This window comes from Cellulosimicrobium sp. EB106-03-01-XG111 (assembly GCF_058792115.1).
Genome location: NZ_JBYTEQ010000020.1, coordinates 92,853 through 107,346, shown reverse-complemented (window position 1 = coordinate 107,346; position 14,494 = coordinate 92,853). Strand labels below are relative to the sequence as shown.

14 protein-coding genes are annotated in these 14,494 nt (G+C 76.2%); 4 read left to right on the top strand and 10 right to left on the bottom strand.

What is annotated here, in order from left to right; all coding sequences use genetic code 11:
• Positions 1 to 256 precede the first annotated feature (256 nt).
• The 4 genes from AC3WT4_RS15855 to eda form a co-directional block, all read right to left on the bottom strand.
• Entirely contained in the window at positions 257 to 721 is a 465-nt protein-coding gene (locus tag AC3WT4_RS15855; RefSeq protein WP_492315890.1) for a TFIIB-type zinc ribbon-containing protein, read from the bottom strand.
• Between the two features lie 111 nt (positions 722 to 832).
• Positions 833 to 1,228 (bottom strand): DUF8817 family protein, encoded by a 396-nt coding sequence (locus AC3WT4_RS15850; protein WP_143031191.1) that lies wholly within the window; start codon positions 1,226 to 1,228, stop codon positions 833 to 835.
• 87 nt (positions 1,229 to 1,315) lie between these two features.
• The gene (locus AC3WT4_RS15845; protein ID WP_492315889.1) at positions 1,316 to 2,437 is read right to left on the bottom strand and encodes a PfkB family carbohydrate kinase; all 1,122 of its coding nucleotides are present in this window, start codon (positions 2,435 to 2,437) and stop codon (positions 1,316 to 1,318) included.
• A gap of 2 nt (positions 2,438 to 2,439) precedes the next feature.
• Positions 2,440 to 3,099 carry a bifunctional 4-hydroxy-2-oxoglutarate aldolase/2-dehydro-3-deoxy-phosphogluconate aldolase gene (gene eda / locus AC3WT4_RS15840; RefSeq protein WP_108047384.1) on the bottom strand — a complete coding sequence of 220 codons (660 nt, stop codon included), beginning with the start codon at positions 3,097 to 3,099 and terminating at the stop codon, positions 2,440 to 2,442.
• Between the two features lie 70 nt (positions 3,100 to 3,169).
• Between eda and AC3WT4_RS15835 the strand changes: the two genes are divergently transcribed.
• Together AC3WT4_RS15835 and AC3WT4_RS15830 are read left to right on the top strand one after the other, a co-directional pair.
• A complete protein-coding gene (locus AC3WT4_RS15835; RefSeq protein WP_108047386.1) occupies positions 3,170 to 4,027 on the top strand; it encodes an IclR family transcriptional regulator in 858 nt (285 codons plus the stop codon).
• A 45-nt stretch (positions 4,028 to 4,072) separates the two neighbouring features.
• On the top strand, positions 4,073 to 4,456 hold the full coding sequence (locus AC3WT4_RS15830; RefSeq protein WP_074809141.1) for a universal stress protein: 384 nt from the start codon (positions 4,073 to 4,075) through the stop codon (positions 4,454 to 4,456).
• A 51-nt stretch (positions 4,457 to 4,507) separates the two neighbouring features.
• Here AC3WT4_RS15830 and AC3WT4_RS15825 read toward each other — a convergent pair whose 3' ends face one another.
• Positions 4,508 to 5,386: an SDR family oxidoreductase gene (locus tag AC3WT4_RS15825; RefSeq protein WP_061266945.1), complete on the bottom strand. Its 879-nt coding sequence runs from the start codon at positions 5,384 to 5,386 to the stop codon at positions 4,508 to 4,510.
• A gap of 141 nt (positions 5,387 to 5,527) precedes the next feature.
• Between AC3WT4_RS15825 and AC3WT4_RS15820 the strand changes: the two genes are divergently transcribed.
• A complete protein-coding gene (locus AC3WT4_RS15820) occupies positions 5,528 to 5,935 on the top strand; it encodes a winged helix-turn-helix transcriptional regulator (RefSeq protein WP_074809138.1) in 408 nt (135 codons plus the stop codon).
• A 4-nt stretch (positions 5,936 to 5,939) separates the two neighbouring features.
• On the opposite strand, the gene AC3WT4_RS15815 is transcribed toward AC3WT4_RS15820, so the two are convergent.
• Together AC3WT4_RS15815 and AC3WT4_RS15810 are read right to left on the bottom strand one after the other, a co-directional pair.
• Entirely contained in the window at positions 5,940 to 7,016 is a 1,077-nt protein-coding gene (locus tag AC3WT4_RS15815; protein WP_492315888.1) for a hypothetical protein, read from the bottom strand.
• A 2-nt stretch (positions 7,017 to 7,018) separates the two neighbouring features.
• Positions 7,019 to 8,182, bottom strand: coding sequence for an SPFH domain-containing protein (locus tag AC3WT4_RS15810; protein ID WP_492315887.1), 1,164 nt, complete (start codon positions 8,180 to 8,182; stop codon positions 7,019 to 7,021).
• Positions 8,183 to 8,419: 237 nt separating this feature from the next.
• On the opposite strand from AC3WT4_RS15810, the gene AC3WT4_RS15805 reads away from it, so the two are divergent.
• Positions 8,420 to 9,142 carry a nucleotidyltransferase family protein gene (locus tag AC3WT4_RS15805; protein ID WP_492315886.1) on the top strand — a complete coding sequence of 241 codons (723 nt, stop codon included), beginning with the start codon at positions 8,420 to 8,422 and terminating at the stop codon, positions 9,140 to 9,142.
• Between the two features lie 51 nt (positions 9,143 to 9,193).
• On the opposite strand, the gene AC3WT4_RS15800 is transcribed toward AC3WT4_RS15805, so the two are convergent.
• Genes AC3WT4_RS15800 through AC3WT4_RS15790 form a run of 3 tightly spaced genes read right to left on the bottom strand, consistent with a single transcriptional unit; the run spans position 9,194 to position 14,291 of the window.
• Positions 9,194 to 12,151, bottom strand: a complete 2,958-nt coding sequence (locus AC3WT4_RS15800; RefSeq protein ID WP_492315885.1) for a molybdopterin-dependent oxidoreductase — start codon at positions 12,149 to 12,151, stop codon at positions 9,194 to 9,196.
• A complete protein-coding gene (locus AC3WT4_RS15795; RefSeq protein ID WP_400110400.1) occupies positions 12,148 to 13,017 on the bottom strand; it encodes an FAD binding domain-containing protein in 870 nt (289 codons plus the stop codon). Before AC3WT4_RS15795 ends, AC3WT4_RS15800 begins: the two co-directional genes overlap by 4 nt.
• Positions 13,017 to 14,291: an XdhC family protein gene (locus AC3WT4_RS15790; protein WP_492315884.1), complete on the bottom strand. Its 1,275-nt coding sequence runs from the start codon at positions 14,289 to 14,291 to the stop codon at positions 13,017 to 13,019. The genes AC3WT4_RS15795 and AC3WT4_RS15790 overlap by 1 nt, the downstream gene beginning before the upstream one ends.
• Between the last annotated feature and the right edge of the window lie 203 nt (positions 14,292 to 14,494).

Here is a 14,494-nt window from a genome sequence, read left to right as displayed (position 1 = left end):
GGGGGGGGGGGGGGGGGGGGGGGGGGGGGGGGGGGGGGGGGGGGGGGGGGGGGGGGGGGGGGGGGGGGGGGGGGGGGCGCGGGGGCCCCCCCCCCCCGCGGTGGTCGCCGTGACCGCGACGCGGGCCCCCGCCTCGCCGAGCGCGCGGGCGACGGCGCGCCCGATGCCGCGGCTGCCGCCGGTGAGCAGGGCCGTGCGGCCGACGAGCGAGAACGAGTCGAGGACGGTCACGCGGGACAGTCGACCACGGGGCGCGTCAGAAGTCGAAGAGGTCCTCGAGCCACGACTCCTTCTTCTTGCGCTTGCGGTAGCGGGGGTCGTAGCCGTCGCGGCCGTCGTACCGGCGGTCCCGGTCGTCGCGGTACCGGTCGTCGCGGGGACGCTCGTCATAGCGGTCGTCGCGGTAGCGGTCGTCGCGGTAGCGGTCACGGTCGTCGTCGCGCCGGTCGCCGTACCGCTCCCCGGAGCGCGGGGCGGGGCTGCCGTAGTCCGCGGCGGCGGCCGGCGGGTACGACGTCGGTGCCGGTGCGGCGGGTGCGGGCGGCGCGGCGGCGCCCGGGCCCGCGGCCTCGGCGGCGATCTCGCCCTCCACCGAGCGGTCGATGATCTTGTCCAGCTCGCCGCGGTCGAGCCACACGCCGCGGCACGTGGGGCAGTAGTCGATCTCCACGCCCTTGCGCTCGGTCATGACGAGCACGGTCTGGTCGGTGGGGCACAGCATGTCTGCCTCCTCGCGAGATGGGCCGGGCGCGGTCGGCGCCCGCACCGGTACTGCGCAGTCCAACGCGGTTCCCGCGCGGGCGGTTCCCGGCCCGGCAGGTGGGACGGCGGGTCAGCCCGTGCGGCGCTCGCTCGCGAGGCGGTCGCGCAGCTCGTCGGCGAGGTGCACCTCGTCGTCGAGGGCGGCGAGCGCGTCGGCCACGCGCGGGAGGAAGTCGGCCCCGGCGCGGAACCACTCCACGCCCTCGAGGAAGCGCGCGGCGGCCGCGTCGTCGTGCAGGGCGAGCGCGAGGTCGGCACGGAGCACCAGGGCGCGGAACCGGACACGCTCGGCGACGGTGCGGGTCCGCACCCCCTCGGCCGCGAAGGCCCGGTCCAGGACCTGGGCGGCACCGGCCGGGTCGCCCGCCGCGCGGAGGATGCGCGCGTGCTCCAGGGCTCGGCCCAGGTCCGGCGGTTCCTCGGCGCCGCGGCGGGGCAGCCCGGGCACGAAGGCCCCACCAGCCACGCCGCACCTCCCGCCTCCCGCCGACAGCGCGCCCACACTAACCCTGGACGTGCGGCCCGGCACGGCGGGAGACGGGTGGCGAAGGGGTCAGCGCTGCACGCGCGCGCTGCCGCCCGACGCGAGCTTGCGGACCTCGGCGAGCGACGCCGTCGACGTGTCGCCGGGGGTCGTCATCGCGAGCGCCCCGTGCGCCGCGCCGTACTCGACGGCCTCCTGGATCGAGCCGAGCTCCATGAGCCCGTACGCGAGGCCCGACGCGAACGAGTCGCCGCCGCCCACGCGGTCGAGGATCTCCAGGCCGGGGCGGTGCGTCGCCTCCGCGAAGCCCTGCACGCGCGACCACGCGATCGCGCCCCAGTCGTTGACCGTCGCGGTCCGCACGCCGCGCAGCGTCGTCGCGACGACCTGGAAGTTCGGGTACTCCTCGGCCGCGCGCGTGATCATCGCGCGGAACGCGGACGTGTCGAGGTCGGTGAGGTTCTCGTCGACGCCCTCGACCGCGAACCCGAGCGACGCGGTGAAGTCCTCCTCGTTGCCGATCATCACGTCGACGTACCGCGCGAGGCGGCGGTTCACCTCCTGCGCGCGCTCGACGCCGCCGATGCCCTTCCAGAGCGAGGGGCGGTAGTTGAGGTCGTAGGAGACGACCGTGCCGTGGCGGCGGGCGGCGGCCATGGCCGCCTCCGCGACGTCCGCGGACGACTCCGACAGCGCGGCGAAGATGCCGCCGGTGTGGAACCACCGGATGCCGCGGCCGAACACGTCGTCCCAGTCGACGTCGTCGGGCCGGAGCTGGGCGATCGCGGTGTTGCCGCGGTCGGAGACGCCGACCGCGCCGCGCACCCCGAACCCGCGCTCGGTGAAGTTGAGCCCGTTGCGCACCGTGCGGCCGATGCCGTCGTCCTCGCGCCACCGGACCCAGCGCGTGTCGAGCCCGCCCGTGAGCATGAGGTCCTCGACGAGGCGCCCGACCTCGTTGTCCGCGAGCGCGGTGACGATCGCGCCGCGCAGGCCGAACGCGCGACGCAGGCCGCGCGCGACGTTGTACTCGCCGCCGCCCTCCCACACGTCGAAGCTGCGGGCCGTCTTGATGCGGCGCTCCCCCGGGTCGAGGCGCAGCATGACCTCGCCGAGCGCGACGACGTCGTAGGCGCAGTCGGCCGCGGGGCGGACGGCGAGCGGGGCCCGGGCGGTGAGGGTGTCGGTCATGGTCAGGCTCCTTCGGCGGGGTGGGGGGCGGACGCGGCGAGCGCGACGGCCTCGCGCGTGCGGCGCGTGATCTCGGCGGTGTCGCCCGCGCGCACGAGCGCGGCGTCGACCATCCAGGAGCCGCCGGCGGCGAGCACGGCGGGCAGGGCCAGGTAGTCGAGCAGGTTGGCGGCGCTCACGCCGCCGGTCGGCACGAACCGCAGGCCGGGGAACGGCGCGGAGAACGCCGTGACCGCGGCGGGCCCGCCGACGACGTTCGCGGGGAACAGCTTGACGACGTCGAGGCCGAGGTCGAGCGCGGCGATGACGTCCGACGGCGTCGCGACGCCCGGGACGACGGGCACGCCGAGCTCCTGCGCGCGGCGCACGACGCCGGCGGAGAGCCCGGGCGAGACGAGGAACCGCGCCCCGGCGTCGACCGCCTCGTCGACCTGCGCGGCCGTGACGACGGTGCCCGCGCCGACCAGCACGTCGGGCACCTCGCGCGCGATCGCCTCGATCGCCGCGCGCGCCCCGGCGGTGCGGAACGTGACCTCGGCGACGGGCAGGCCGCCGTCGCGCAGCGCGCTCGCGACGAGGACGCCCTGCGCCGCGTCGTCGACGACGACGACCGGCACGACGCGGGCACGCGCGATCCCCTCCAGGGGTCCCAGGGGTGACATCCAGGCTCCGTTTCGCTATGGTGAACACCTGTTGTTCACTACGGAACGCACTCTAGGCGAAGGAGTCACGATGGCGGAAGCCGGACGTGCGCCGTCGGGCACCCCGGGGGCGGCCGAGAGCCCGCTCGGCAGCGTCGACAAGGCGCTCGTCGCGCTCGAGGCGCTCGCCGCGGCCGGTCCCGGGGGTGTCGCGCTCGGGGACCTCGCGCGCTCGCTCGGGCTGCACAAGGCGTCGCTGCACCGCACGCTCGCGGCCCTGCGGTTCCGCGGGTACGCCGAGCAGGACGCGACGACCGGCGACTACCGCCTCGGCCCGGCGGCGACGGCGCTCGCGACGGTCTACCTCGGCGAGGAGAACCTCCCCGCGCTCCTGCACCCGGTGCTCGTCGCGGTGTGCCGCGCGACCGACGAGCTCGTGCACCTCGGTGCCCTCGCCGGCACCGAGATCGTCTACCTCGACAAGGTCGAGCCGGCGCGCGCCGTCCGCGTCTGGTCGGCCGTCGGCCGGCGCCGCCCGGCGGCGACCACCGCGCTCGGGCGCGCGCTGCTCTCCCAGCGGGCTCTCGACGAGGGTGCGCTCGCCTGGTACGCGGCCGCCGCGCCCGAGGACCACCCCGTGACGCCCACCGCGCTGCGGGCGACGTGCGAGGCCACGCGCGCGACCGGGTTCGCCACGGAGACGGAGGAGAACGAGCCGGGCATCAGCTGCGTCGCCGTCCCGGTCCTGCGCGCCGGGCAGCCGGTCGCCGCCGTGAGCGTCACGGCGCCCGCCGAGCGGCTCGGCGCGCGGCGCCGGCGGGAGATCGAGGCGATCCTGCGCGAGGTCGTGCCGCCCCTGCTGCCCCCGACCCTGGCGGTGCCCGACGCCGTGCTCCGCGACCCCGGTGACGGCGCGACCCGCCGACCGGCGACGGACGCCGCGCTGTGAGAGAGTTCAACCGCAGCACGACGGAATGACGGAAGGGCCCGCGCGATGACCGTCCTCGTGGCGTACAACGACTCCCCGCAGGGCGAGACCGCATTCCGGGCGGCCGTCGCCGAGGCGGTCCACCGCTCGACCCCCCTCGCGGTCCTCGTGCTCACGCCGCAGGACGCCGACGCGGGCGTCCCCGCGAGCCTCGCGCACCTGCTCGACACGCTCCCCGCCCAGGTCGCGCGCCCCGAGGTCTCGTACCGTCCCGAGCACCGCGACCCGGCCGAGGCGATCATCGACGAGGCCGAGCGCACGACCCCCGACCTCGTCGTCGTGGGGGCGCGCAAGCGCTCGCCCGTCGGCAAGTTCCTGCTCGGCAGCACCACGCAGCGCGTCCTGCTGGACTCGCCCGTCCCGGTGCTCGTCGTCAAGGCGTCCCACTGACGGACGCCGCCGCGCGGCCGCCCGGTCGCCCGGACGGCCGCGCCGCCCGGCTCAGCCCTGCGCGACGGCGGCGCGCAGCCCGTCGACGAGCGGCGTCGTCGGGCGGCCCAGGAGCCGGCGGAGGTCCTCGGTGACCTCGGCGAGCAGGCCGTCGCGGATGTTGCCGTCCAGCGCGACGACGAACCCGGCCGTCCCCTCGTCCAGGCCCGCGCCCAGCAGGAGCGCGCGGTGCTCGTCGGGCGACACGCGCCGGTAGACGACGGGGCGCCCGAGCACCTCGGCCGCCGCGGCGGCCAGGTCGTCGTACGTCCACGCGACGTCACCGCTCAGCTCGTACACGGCGCCCGCGTGCGCGGACGCGTCCTCGTGCGCGGCGAGCGCGACGACGGCCGCCGCCTCGGCGAAGTCCGCGCGGCTCGCGCTCGCGACGCGGCCGTCGCCCACGCTCGCGACGATCTCGCCGGACTCGCGCGCGGCGAGCACGTCGCCGACGTAGTTCTCGGTGTACCAGTTGTTACGCAGGACCGTCGTCGCGAGGCCCGAGGCGGCGAGGAGCTCCTCGGTCGCCTTGTGCTCGGGCGCGAGCACGAGCGCGGACGTCGTCGCGTGCGGGGCGCTCGTGTAGACCACGCGCGCGACCCCGGCGGCCCGCGCGGCGTCGACGACGTTGCGGTGCTGCTCGACGCGCTGCCCGACCTCGGACCCGGAGACGAGCACGAGGACGTCCACCCCGGCGAGCGCGGGGGCGAGCGTCTCCGGCTGTGCGTAGTCGGCCTCGCGGACCTCGACGCCGCGGTCGGCGAGGTCCGCGACCTTGGCGGTCGTGCGCGCGAGCGCGACGACCTGAGACGCGTCGGCCCCGCGGGCGAGGAGGGACTCGACGACGAGGCGGCCGAGGTGGCCGCTTGCTCCGGTGACGGCGATGGACATGCGCGGGCTCCTTCGAGTGCGGGGCGCGGCCGGTCGACCGCGCGACCACCAGCATGCGCTTACTTTTCGTAAGTGCCAACCATGAGTGAGTGCGACCTATCTCACAGCACTCGCCACAGGCGGGCGCCGTATCCTGGGGCGATGACCACCGACGCCCGTCCCGTGGAGGACACCGGACCCACCGACGCGATGGTGGCCGACGTCTTCCAGCGCGGCTGCACCTCGCGCCACGTGCTCGAGGCCGTGACCGGGCGCTGGGGCGTGCTCACGGTCGCGGGCCTGCGCGACGGCGCGGTGCGCTTCAACGCGCTCCGCCGCCGCATCGACGGGGTCAGCGAGAAGATGCTCGCGCAGACCCTCCAGTCGCTCGAGCGCGACGGCATCGTCGTGCGCGAGGTGCGGGCGAGCATCCCGCCCCACGTCGAGTACTCCCTCACCGACCTCGGGCGCCGCGTCGCGGACAGCCTCTCGGGGCTCATCGACGTCCTCGAGGGCGCGGTCGACGAGGTGTCGGCGTCCCAGCGCGCGTACGACGCGCGCCGGGACTGACCGCTCACGTCTGCGAGCGCACGTACCACCAGACGAGCGCGGCGACCACGAGCAGGCCCGCCACGACGGCGAGCACGATCTTGCCGACGCTGTAGGGACGTCGTCCGACCACCTGTCCCGTGTTCGCGTTGACCATGACCTGCCACTGCCTGCCCGCGTACACGTACGTCGCGACCCACAGCGGCAGGAGCACGAGCTTGAACATCACGTCGGCGTAGGCGGTGCGGACCGACCCCACGCGCTGCTCGTCGCCGCCGATGTCGCGCTCGACGTCCCTCCGGATCACCGGGGCCATCTTCTGCTGCGCCCGCTCGAGCCCGACGGGCGGCTCGACCTCGTAGCGCGCCGCGGCGAACCCGGCGAGGTACTCGGCGCGGAACGGCACGGCCTGCGCGAGCGGCCACGGCCCGAGCCGGGCGAGGTCGCGCTCGGCGACCTGGGACGACGCGGGCACGAGCACGTCGTCGAAGTCGCGCGCGACGTGCCCCGCGACGTGCGTCCAGCTCACGCGCCGCTCCTGGCGCTCCTGGTCCCCCTGCTTCACGGTGACGTAGTACGCGTCGCCGCGCTGCCCCGTGTACGCGGACGACGTGCGCGCGTCGAACGTCCAGTGCGGCACGTACGAGCCGTGCAGCGACTCGGTGTCCCCCACCTTCTTCAGCTCGGCCGGCGCGAACCAGCGCGAGCGGACCCACCGCCGGAACGCCTCGCGCGCCTGCGCCTGCTCGACGCCGAACGGCACGACCGCCTCCGGCTGCACGAGCCCGTCGGTCTCGGCCGCCACGACGAGGTGCCCGCCGCAGAACCGGCACGCGACGGACAGGTCCGTGCCCTGCGTCGTCGCGCCGCAGCCGTCACACACGAGGGTGCGGGCGTCGAGGAGCCCGGCGCGCACGCCCCCCTGTGCCGCGGCCCACGCGTCGAAGGAGTGCTCGTCGACCGCATCCCCCGGCGCGTGCACGATGTCGACCGTGCCGCCGCACGCGACGCAGCGCAGGTGCTGCGTGCCCGGCGCGTACGCGAGCTGCGACCCGCACGCGTCGCAGCGCGTGCGGACCAGCTCACCCCGGGTGTCGCTCACCGTCAGCCCGCCGCCGGGTCGCTGGAGGTGCCGGTCGGGGTGCCCGTCGGCGGCAGCGGCGGCGGGGTCGCGGCGAACAGCGACGCGAGCGCGGGTACCTGCCCGGCGGGCGTCCACGCGTTCATGCCCTGCTGCCAGACGAGCGAACCGCGCGTCAGGGCCCCGGACCGGACGTGGCCCGCGAGGTCCGCCGTCGTGCCGGGACCCGCCTGCGCGCCGTCCACGGCCCAGTACCAGGGCGACTCCGCGGCGGGCAGCGGCGGCGGACCGGCGGGCGCCGCCGGGGCCTGCGGGGCCGACGGCGTCCCGAGCGACTGCGCGAGCTGCTGCCCCATCGCGGCCCCGAGGCCCATCCCCGCACCGAGGCCCAGGCCGTCGCCCGCCCCGCCGGGGTTCCCCGCCGCGGTCTCGATCGCGTTCGCCGCCTGGAACCTCGTGTACTGGTCGAGGTTCCCGACGACGGCCATCTGGGTCCGCTTGTCGAGCGCCGCCTCGACCTCGGGCGGGAAGGAGACGTTCTCGAGGACGAAGCGCCGGACGGCGATGCCGTACTCCGACAGGTCCTCCGAGAGCTGGCCCGCGAGGCGCGTGGCGATCTGGCCCTGGTTCGCGGCGAGGTCGACCGCCGCGACGCCGGCCTCCGCGAGCGCCGGCCCGAGCTGGCCGACCACGAGGCGGCGGAAGTAGTCGCCGATCTCGTCGGTGCGGAACTGCGGGTCGGTGCCCACGAGCTGGTGCAGCAGCGCCGCCGGGTCCACGACCTGCAGCGCGTACGTGCCGAACGCGCGCAGCCGCACAGCGCCGAGCTCCGGGTCGCGCAGGATCACCGGGTTCTGCGTGCCCCACGTGAGGTCGGTGAGCTGGCGCGTCGTGACGAAGTAGACCTCCGCCTTGAACGGTGAGCTGAACCCGTGCTTCCAGCCCTGCAGCGTCGACAGGATCGGCAGGTTCTTGGTCTCGAGCGTGTACGTGCCCGGCCCGAACACGTCGGCGAGCCGGCCCTCGCTCACGAAGACGGCGCTCTGCCCCTCGCGCACGACGAGCTTCGCCTGGTTCTTGATCTCGTTGCCCTGGCGCGGGAAGCGCCAGACGATCGTGTCCCGGCTCTCGTCGAGGAACTCGACGATGTCGATCAGCTGGCCGCGCAGCTTCTCCATGAAGCTCATCCGGACTCCTTCGCTCGTCGTGCGGGACGGTCGTCGGCGAGCAGGTCCGCGACCCGCCGCGTCGCCCCGGCGCGCCGAGCATAGCGGCATCCCAGCCTGCCGATGAAACCCCCAAGGCTTGGTAAAAACGACTGGTCGCCGCGCGGTCGTGTCCAGGCCGACGAACCCGCGGCTGCGGCCCACGGACGAGGCCGCCCGAGGAGGGACCCGGTGTTCGGCGGCACCTATCCTGGCCGGGTGCCGACCCCGCCGACGACCGCGCCCGCGACGCCCACCGTCGCCGTCCTCCTCGCGGCCGGGGCCGGGACGCGCCTCGGCCGCGGCCCCAAGGCGCTGCTCCCCCACCGCGGCGGGACGCTCGTCGAGCACGCGACGAGGACCCTGCTCGCGGGCGGGTGCGACGCCGTCGTCGTGGTGCTCGGCGCCGAGGCCGCGCGCGTGCGTGCCGGGTCGTCGCTCGACGGCCCCGGGGTGCGCGTCGTCGAGAACCCCGACTGGGCCACCGGGATGGCCTCGTCCCTGCGCGTCGGCGTCACCGCCGCTCTGGACCTGGTCCCCGCCCGGGTCGTCGTCGCGCACGTGGACCAGCCCGGCGTCGGGCCCGACGACGTCGCGCGCCTCCTCGCCGCGCACCGCCCCGGGCGCGTGACGGCATCGCGGTGGCTCGCCGCCGCCGAGGGCGTGTCGCAGGGCGCGGTGGGGTCGCAGGGCGCTGCCGACGACGCTCCGGGCGCGGAGCGCGCGCCGACGGCGGGACGACCTCGGTGGGCGCACCCGCTCGTCCTCGACGCCGCGCTCGCGGGACCCGCCGCCGCGAGCGCCCGCGGCGACCACGGCGCGCGCGACTTCCTGCGCGCCCACGCCGACCTGGTCGACGTCGTCGACCACCCCGGCGACGGCCGCGACCTCGACACCGCGGCCGACCTCGACCTCCTCGACCCGCCGCCCCGCCCCCGCTGAGTGCATGAAACAGTCGCGCCGACCGACGTCGGACGCGACTGTCTCACGCACTCAGCGGGTGGGGGTGGCGGCCTTGATGCCCAGGTAGACGCGGTCGCGGGCGAGCGGGAGCTCCGTGAACCGCACGCCCGTCGCGGCGCGGACCGCGTTGGCGAGCGCGGGCGCGACGGGGTTGAACGGGCTCTCGCTCATCGACTTCGCGCCCATCGGGCCCACCGTGTCCGACGTCCGCGCGAAGTAGACCTCGCTGCGCGGGGTGTCCGCGAACGTGGGCAGGTGGTACTGGCGGAAGATGTCCGTCGTGACGCGGCCCGACTCGTCGACCACCACGTTCTCGTAGAGCGCCGCGCCGAGGGCCTGCGCGATGCCGCCCTCGACCTGGCCGCGGCACTGGCGCGGGTTGACGACCTCCCCGGCGTCGGCGGCCTGGACCGACTGGAGGATGCGGATCTCCCCCGTCCCGCGGTGCACCGCGACGCGGAAGCCGTGCACGTTGAACGCGACGGAGCGCGGGGTGCCGCCCCAGCGGCCCTCGGCGACGAGGTCGATCCCCGCGTCGCCGGCGGCGCGTGCGACGTCGGCCAGCGGCAGGACCGTCCCGGCGCAGTCGACGCCGCCGGGCACGAGCCGGCAGTCGCCGGGCGCCGCGCCCGCGACCCCGGCCGCGACCTTGAGCACGGCCTCGGCAAGATCTTGTGCGGCGGCGAGCGACGCCTTGCCCGCGACGACCGTGCCGGTGGACCCGAACGCCCCGGTGTCGTGCTCGACGAGGTCGGTGTCGGACTGCCGCACGACGACGTCGGCGGCGTCCTGCCCGAGCGCGCCGGCGACGAGCTGGGCGTGGACGGTCGTCGTGCCGTTGCCGAACTCGGCGGTCCCGACCTCGGCCTGGACGACCCCGTCCGGCCGGATCCGCACGCGGGCGTGCGAGTAGTGCCCGCGGGGCGGGACGGTGTCGATCATGGACAGCGCCGTCCCCTCGCCGACACCCCACTCCGGGCCCAGGTCCGGGAGCGCGTCCGGCCCGGACCCGGCGCCCGCCCCGTACGCGGCGACGTCGCGCGCCCGGCCCCGTGCGAGCGCGTCGGCGGCCAGGTCGAGGCACTGGTCGAGCCCGTAGCTGCCGTAGAGCACGTCCTCCTCGGGGGTCGGGTGCGTGGAGAGCATGGGGTCGCCGTCGCGCACGACGTTGCGCCGCCGCAGCTCGACCGGGTCCATCCCGAGCCGGCGCGCGAGCTCGTCGACCGCCGACTCGACCGCGAAGATCATCTGCGACAGCCCGTACCCGCGGAACGCGCCCGCGGGCACCGTGTTCGTGTAGACGCAGTGGGCGTCGACCTTCTTGTTGTCGCACCGGTAGACGGCGAGCGACTCGCCGCACCCGTGGAACATGACGCCCGGGCCGTGGTTCCCGTACGCCCCGGTGTTGCTGAGGACGTCGAGGTGCAGCGCGGTGAGGGTGCCGTCGCGGCGCGCGCCCGCGCGCACGCGGATGCGGAACGGGTGGCGCGTCGTCGTGCCGACGAACTGCTCGCGGCGCGTGAGCTCGAGCTGCACGGGCCGGCCGAGCCGCAGGGTCGCGAGCGCGACGACGTCCTCCGTGAGCACCTCCTGCTTGCCGCCGAACCCGCCGCCGACGCGCTCGCAGTGCACGCGCACGCGCTCCGGGTCGAGGTCGAGGACGCGCGCCAGGTGACGGCGCGCGAGGAACGGCACCTGCGTGGACGACCGCACGACGAGCCGCCCGTCGTCGTCGAGCGACGCGACGGCGCAGTGCGTCTCGAGCGCCGCGTGCTGCACGCGGTGGGTGCGGTACGTGGCCTCGTGCACGACGTCGGCCTCCGCGAGCCCGCGCTCGACGTCGCCGAGCTCGCTGTGCACCTCGGCGACGACGTTCGCCTCCGGCCGCGAGACGCGCGCGGCGGCGGCGTCGAGCTCGGGGTGCACGAGCGGGGCGCCGGGCGCCATGGCCTCTTCCGGGTCGACGACGGCGGGCAGCGGCTCGTACTCGACGCGGACCCGACGCACGCCCTCCTCGGCCGCGGCGACGGTGTCGGCGACGACGGCCGCGACCCGCTGGCCGACGTGCCGCACGACGTCGTCGAGGATCCGCGTGTCGTCGGGGTCGTCGGTGAACAGCTCGTGCTGCGCGGTCGAGAACCGGGTCGCGGGAGCGTCCTCGTGCGTGAGCACGGCGTGCACGCCGGGCACCGCGAGCGCGTCCGTGGTGTCGATCGCGACCACGCGCGCGTGCGCGTGCGGGGAGCGCACGAGCTTGAGGTGGAGCAGGCCCGGGTAGTCGGCCGGGTCCACGTCGAGCGTGTACCGCACCGTCCCGGTGACGATCCCCCGCCCCGTCGGCGCGGGCACGTCGCGCCCGAACGCCCGACCCGCCGAGGGAGAGGCCTGGTCACCCGAGGTAGAGGCCCGGTCGCCGCCCGACGGCGCGCGCTCGCCCGTGCCCGGTGCGGTCCCGGTCGTGTCGCCGCGGTCGAGGACGGCGTCCTCGATCGCGCGGTACCCGGTGCAGCGGCACAGGTTGCCCTTGAGGTTGCGCGGCAGGTTCTCGCGCTGCGCGTCGTCGAACGTCGCGGCGGTCATGATCATCCCGGCGGTGCAGAACCCGCACTGGAAGCCCTGCGCGTCGAGGAACTGCTGCTGCACCGGGTGCAGCGCGTCCTGCGGGCCGTGGGGGGCGTGGTCGCACGCGCCCGCGGGCTCGTCCCCGGCCGCGCCGCCCGGGCACGACGTCGCCGCGAGCCCCTCGATCGTCGTCACCTCGTGACCGGCCGCGCGTCGTGCGGGGTAGACGCACGAGTGCACGGGGACGCCGTCGACGTGCACGGTGCACGCGCCGCAGTCACCGCCGTCGCACCCCTTCTTCACGCCGAGCGCGCCCTGCTCGCGCAGGTAGGTGCGCAGGCACTGGCCCGCCCGCGGCTCGGTGCGGGCGGTGCGGCCGTCGATCGTCACCGGCGGGGCCGGGTGCGGGGCGGGCGTCGTCGTCATCGGAGGCCTCCGTCCGAGGTCGTGCCGTCGACGAGCTCCGCGCGGATCTGCTCGCCGAGGCGGTAGGTCATGTCCCGGCGCCACTCGGGCAGCCCGTGGATGTCGTCGTGGTAGAGGTCGGCGGGGATCGCGCCGTCGAGCGTGGTGACGAGGTCGGCGGCGGTGGGCAGCGCGTCCGCCGCGAAGCGGAGCTGCACGGGCCGGCGCGTCGAGGCGGTGACCGTGAGGACGAAGGCGCCCCCGGCGTCGGGCGGGTCGACCCGGCCGACGAGCAGCACGCCGGAGCGCCCGAGGTTGGACAGCGACAGGCGGCGGAACGCCGTGCGCGAGCGCAGCGCGTGGTCCGGCAGACGGATCGCGCGCAGGAGCTCCCCGGGCGCGAGCGTGTTGCGCAGCTCGCCCGTGACGAGGTCGACGACGGGCTGCTCCCGGCGGGTGCCGCCCGGCCCCCAGACCTCCGCGACGCCGTCGAGCGCCGCGGTGAGCGAGATCATCGGCCCGGCCGGCAGGGACGTGCAGACGTTGCCTCCGACGGTCGACGTGTTCCAGATCTTGAACGACGCGACGAAGCTGTCGCAGCACGGCCGCACGAGGTCCAGCGCGCGCCACCGCTCGCGCACGGGCGCGGCCTGCGCGCTCTCCTCGAACGCCCACAGCTCGGCGACGGTGCACGTCGCGGCGATCTCGAGCCCGTCGTCGGTGACCGTCAGCGCGGGCCACCCCGCGCTCGTCAGGTCGAGCAGGCGCCGGAGCGTCTCGCTGCCGTAGGAGAACAGGACGGTCCCGCCCGCGAGCCACGCGTCGCCCTCGCGCCATTCGGCGGGGTCGGCGGTCGGGACGAGGTCGGTGACGGTGCCCAGGTCCATCAGGGGGCCTCCTCGGGGTGGGGGCGGTGCGTCGGTGCACCGTCCGGTCGTGCGGCGGACTCCGCGTGGAGCGGGCCCGAGCTGCTGCTGAGCGGGACGACGGCGGAGCGCCCGTGCCGGGTGGCGACGAGCTCCGCGGTGACGGAGACGGCGACCTCCTCGGGCGTGACGGCGCCGAGGTCGAGCCCGATGGGCGACCGCAGACGCGCGAGCGCGGCCTCGCCCACGCCCTCGGCACGCAGCGCGGCGGCGCGCTGGGCGTGCGAGCGGCGCGAGCCCATCGCGCCGACGTACGCGAGCGGGAGGTCCAGCGCGAGCCGCAGGAGCGGCACGTCGAACTTCGCGTCGTGCGTGAGCACGGCGACGGCGGTCCGCGCGTCGAGCCGGCCCGCGGCGGCCTCCGCGGCGAGGTAGCCGTCGGGCCAGTCGACGACGACCTCCGCCTCGGGGAAACGGCGTGGGTCCGCGAACACCTCGCGCGCGTCGACGAGCGTCACGCGGTAGCCGAGGAGCCGGACGTGCCGCACGAGCGCGCCCGCGAAGTCGTTGGCCCCGCACACGAGGAAGCGCGGCGCGGGCAGCCGCGTCTCGACGAGCAGCGTGACCGGCTCGACGTCGTCGCACGGGTCACCCGGGACGGCGGCTCCTGCCCGGACCGGCGCGCCGGCGCGCGCCTCGGGCGACGACGGACGCGCGCCCGGCCCGCCGTGCGCCGCGTGCACGGTCGCCGTGCCGCCCGCGCGCAGCACCGCCACGACCTGCGCCGCGGCGGCGGCCAGGCTGTCGGGGCCGACGAGCCCGCGCAGCACCCGGGCGACCGCTGCCTCGTCGGCGGCGCCCGGGTCGTCCACGACGACGGCCGTGCGCGCGCCGCCGTCGATGCGGCGGACGAGGGCCACGGGCGCGGCGGGCTCTTCTCGCGCCGCGAGCGCGTGCAGGGCGCGCGTCGCGTCGTCGTCCGGCAGGACAGGCTGGACGTGGACGTCCAGCGTCCCGCCGCAGCTCAGCCCGACGGCGAACGCGTCGTCGTCGCTGTACCCGAACGTCTCGCGGTGGCTCGTGCCGGACGCGATCGCGTCGAGCGCCGCGGCGTGGACGGCGCCCTCGACGCACCCGCCGGACAGGCTGCCGAGCACGGCGCCGTCGGCGCGGACCGCCATCGCGGTGCCGACCGGGCGCGGCACGGACCCCGACGCGGCGACCACCGTCGCCACGGCGAAGGGCGGCTGCCCCGGACCGAGCCAGGGGGCGAGCCGGTCGACGATGTGGAGCATCGTGGCCTCGCTTCCGCAGGGTGCCGGCGTACCGGCGTCCTTCCAGTGAACCCTTGCGGTGAGTCCCCTGCGTGTCCTGGCCCGCGTCCGCTGTGACGCGCCCGAAACACAGGGCTTGAATCCGCCGTGGACCCCCTCCGACCCACGAAGAGGAGTTCCGCCTGATGGAATTACAGTTCCATTCGACGAACTCCACGCTAGCA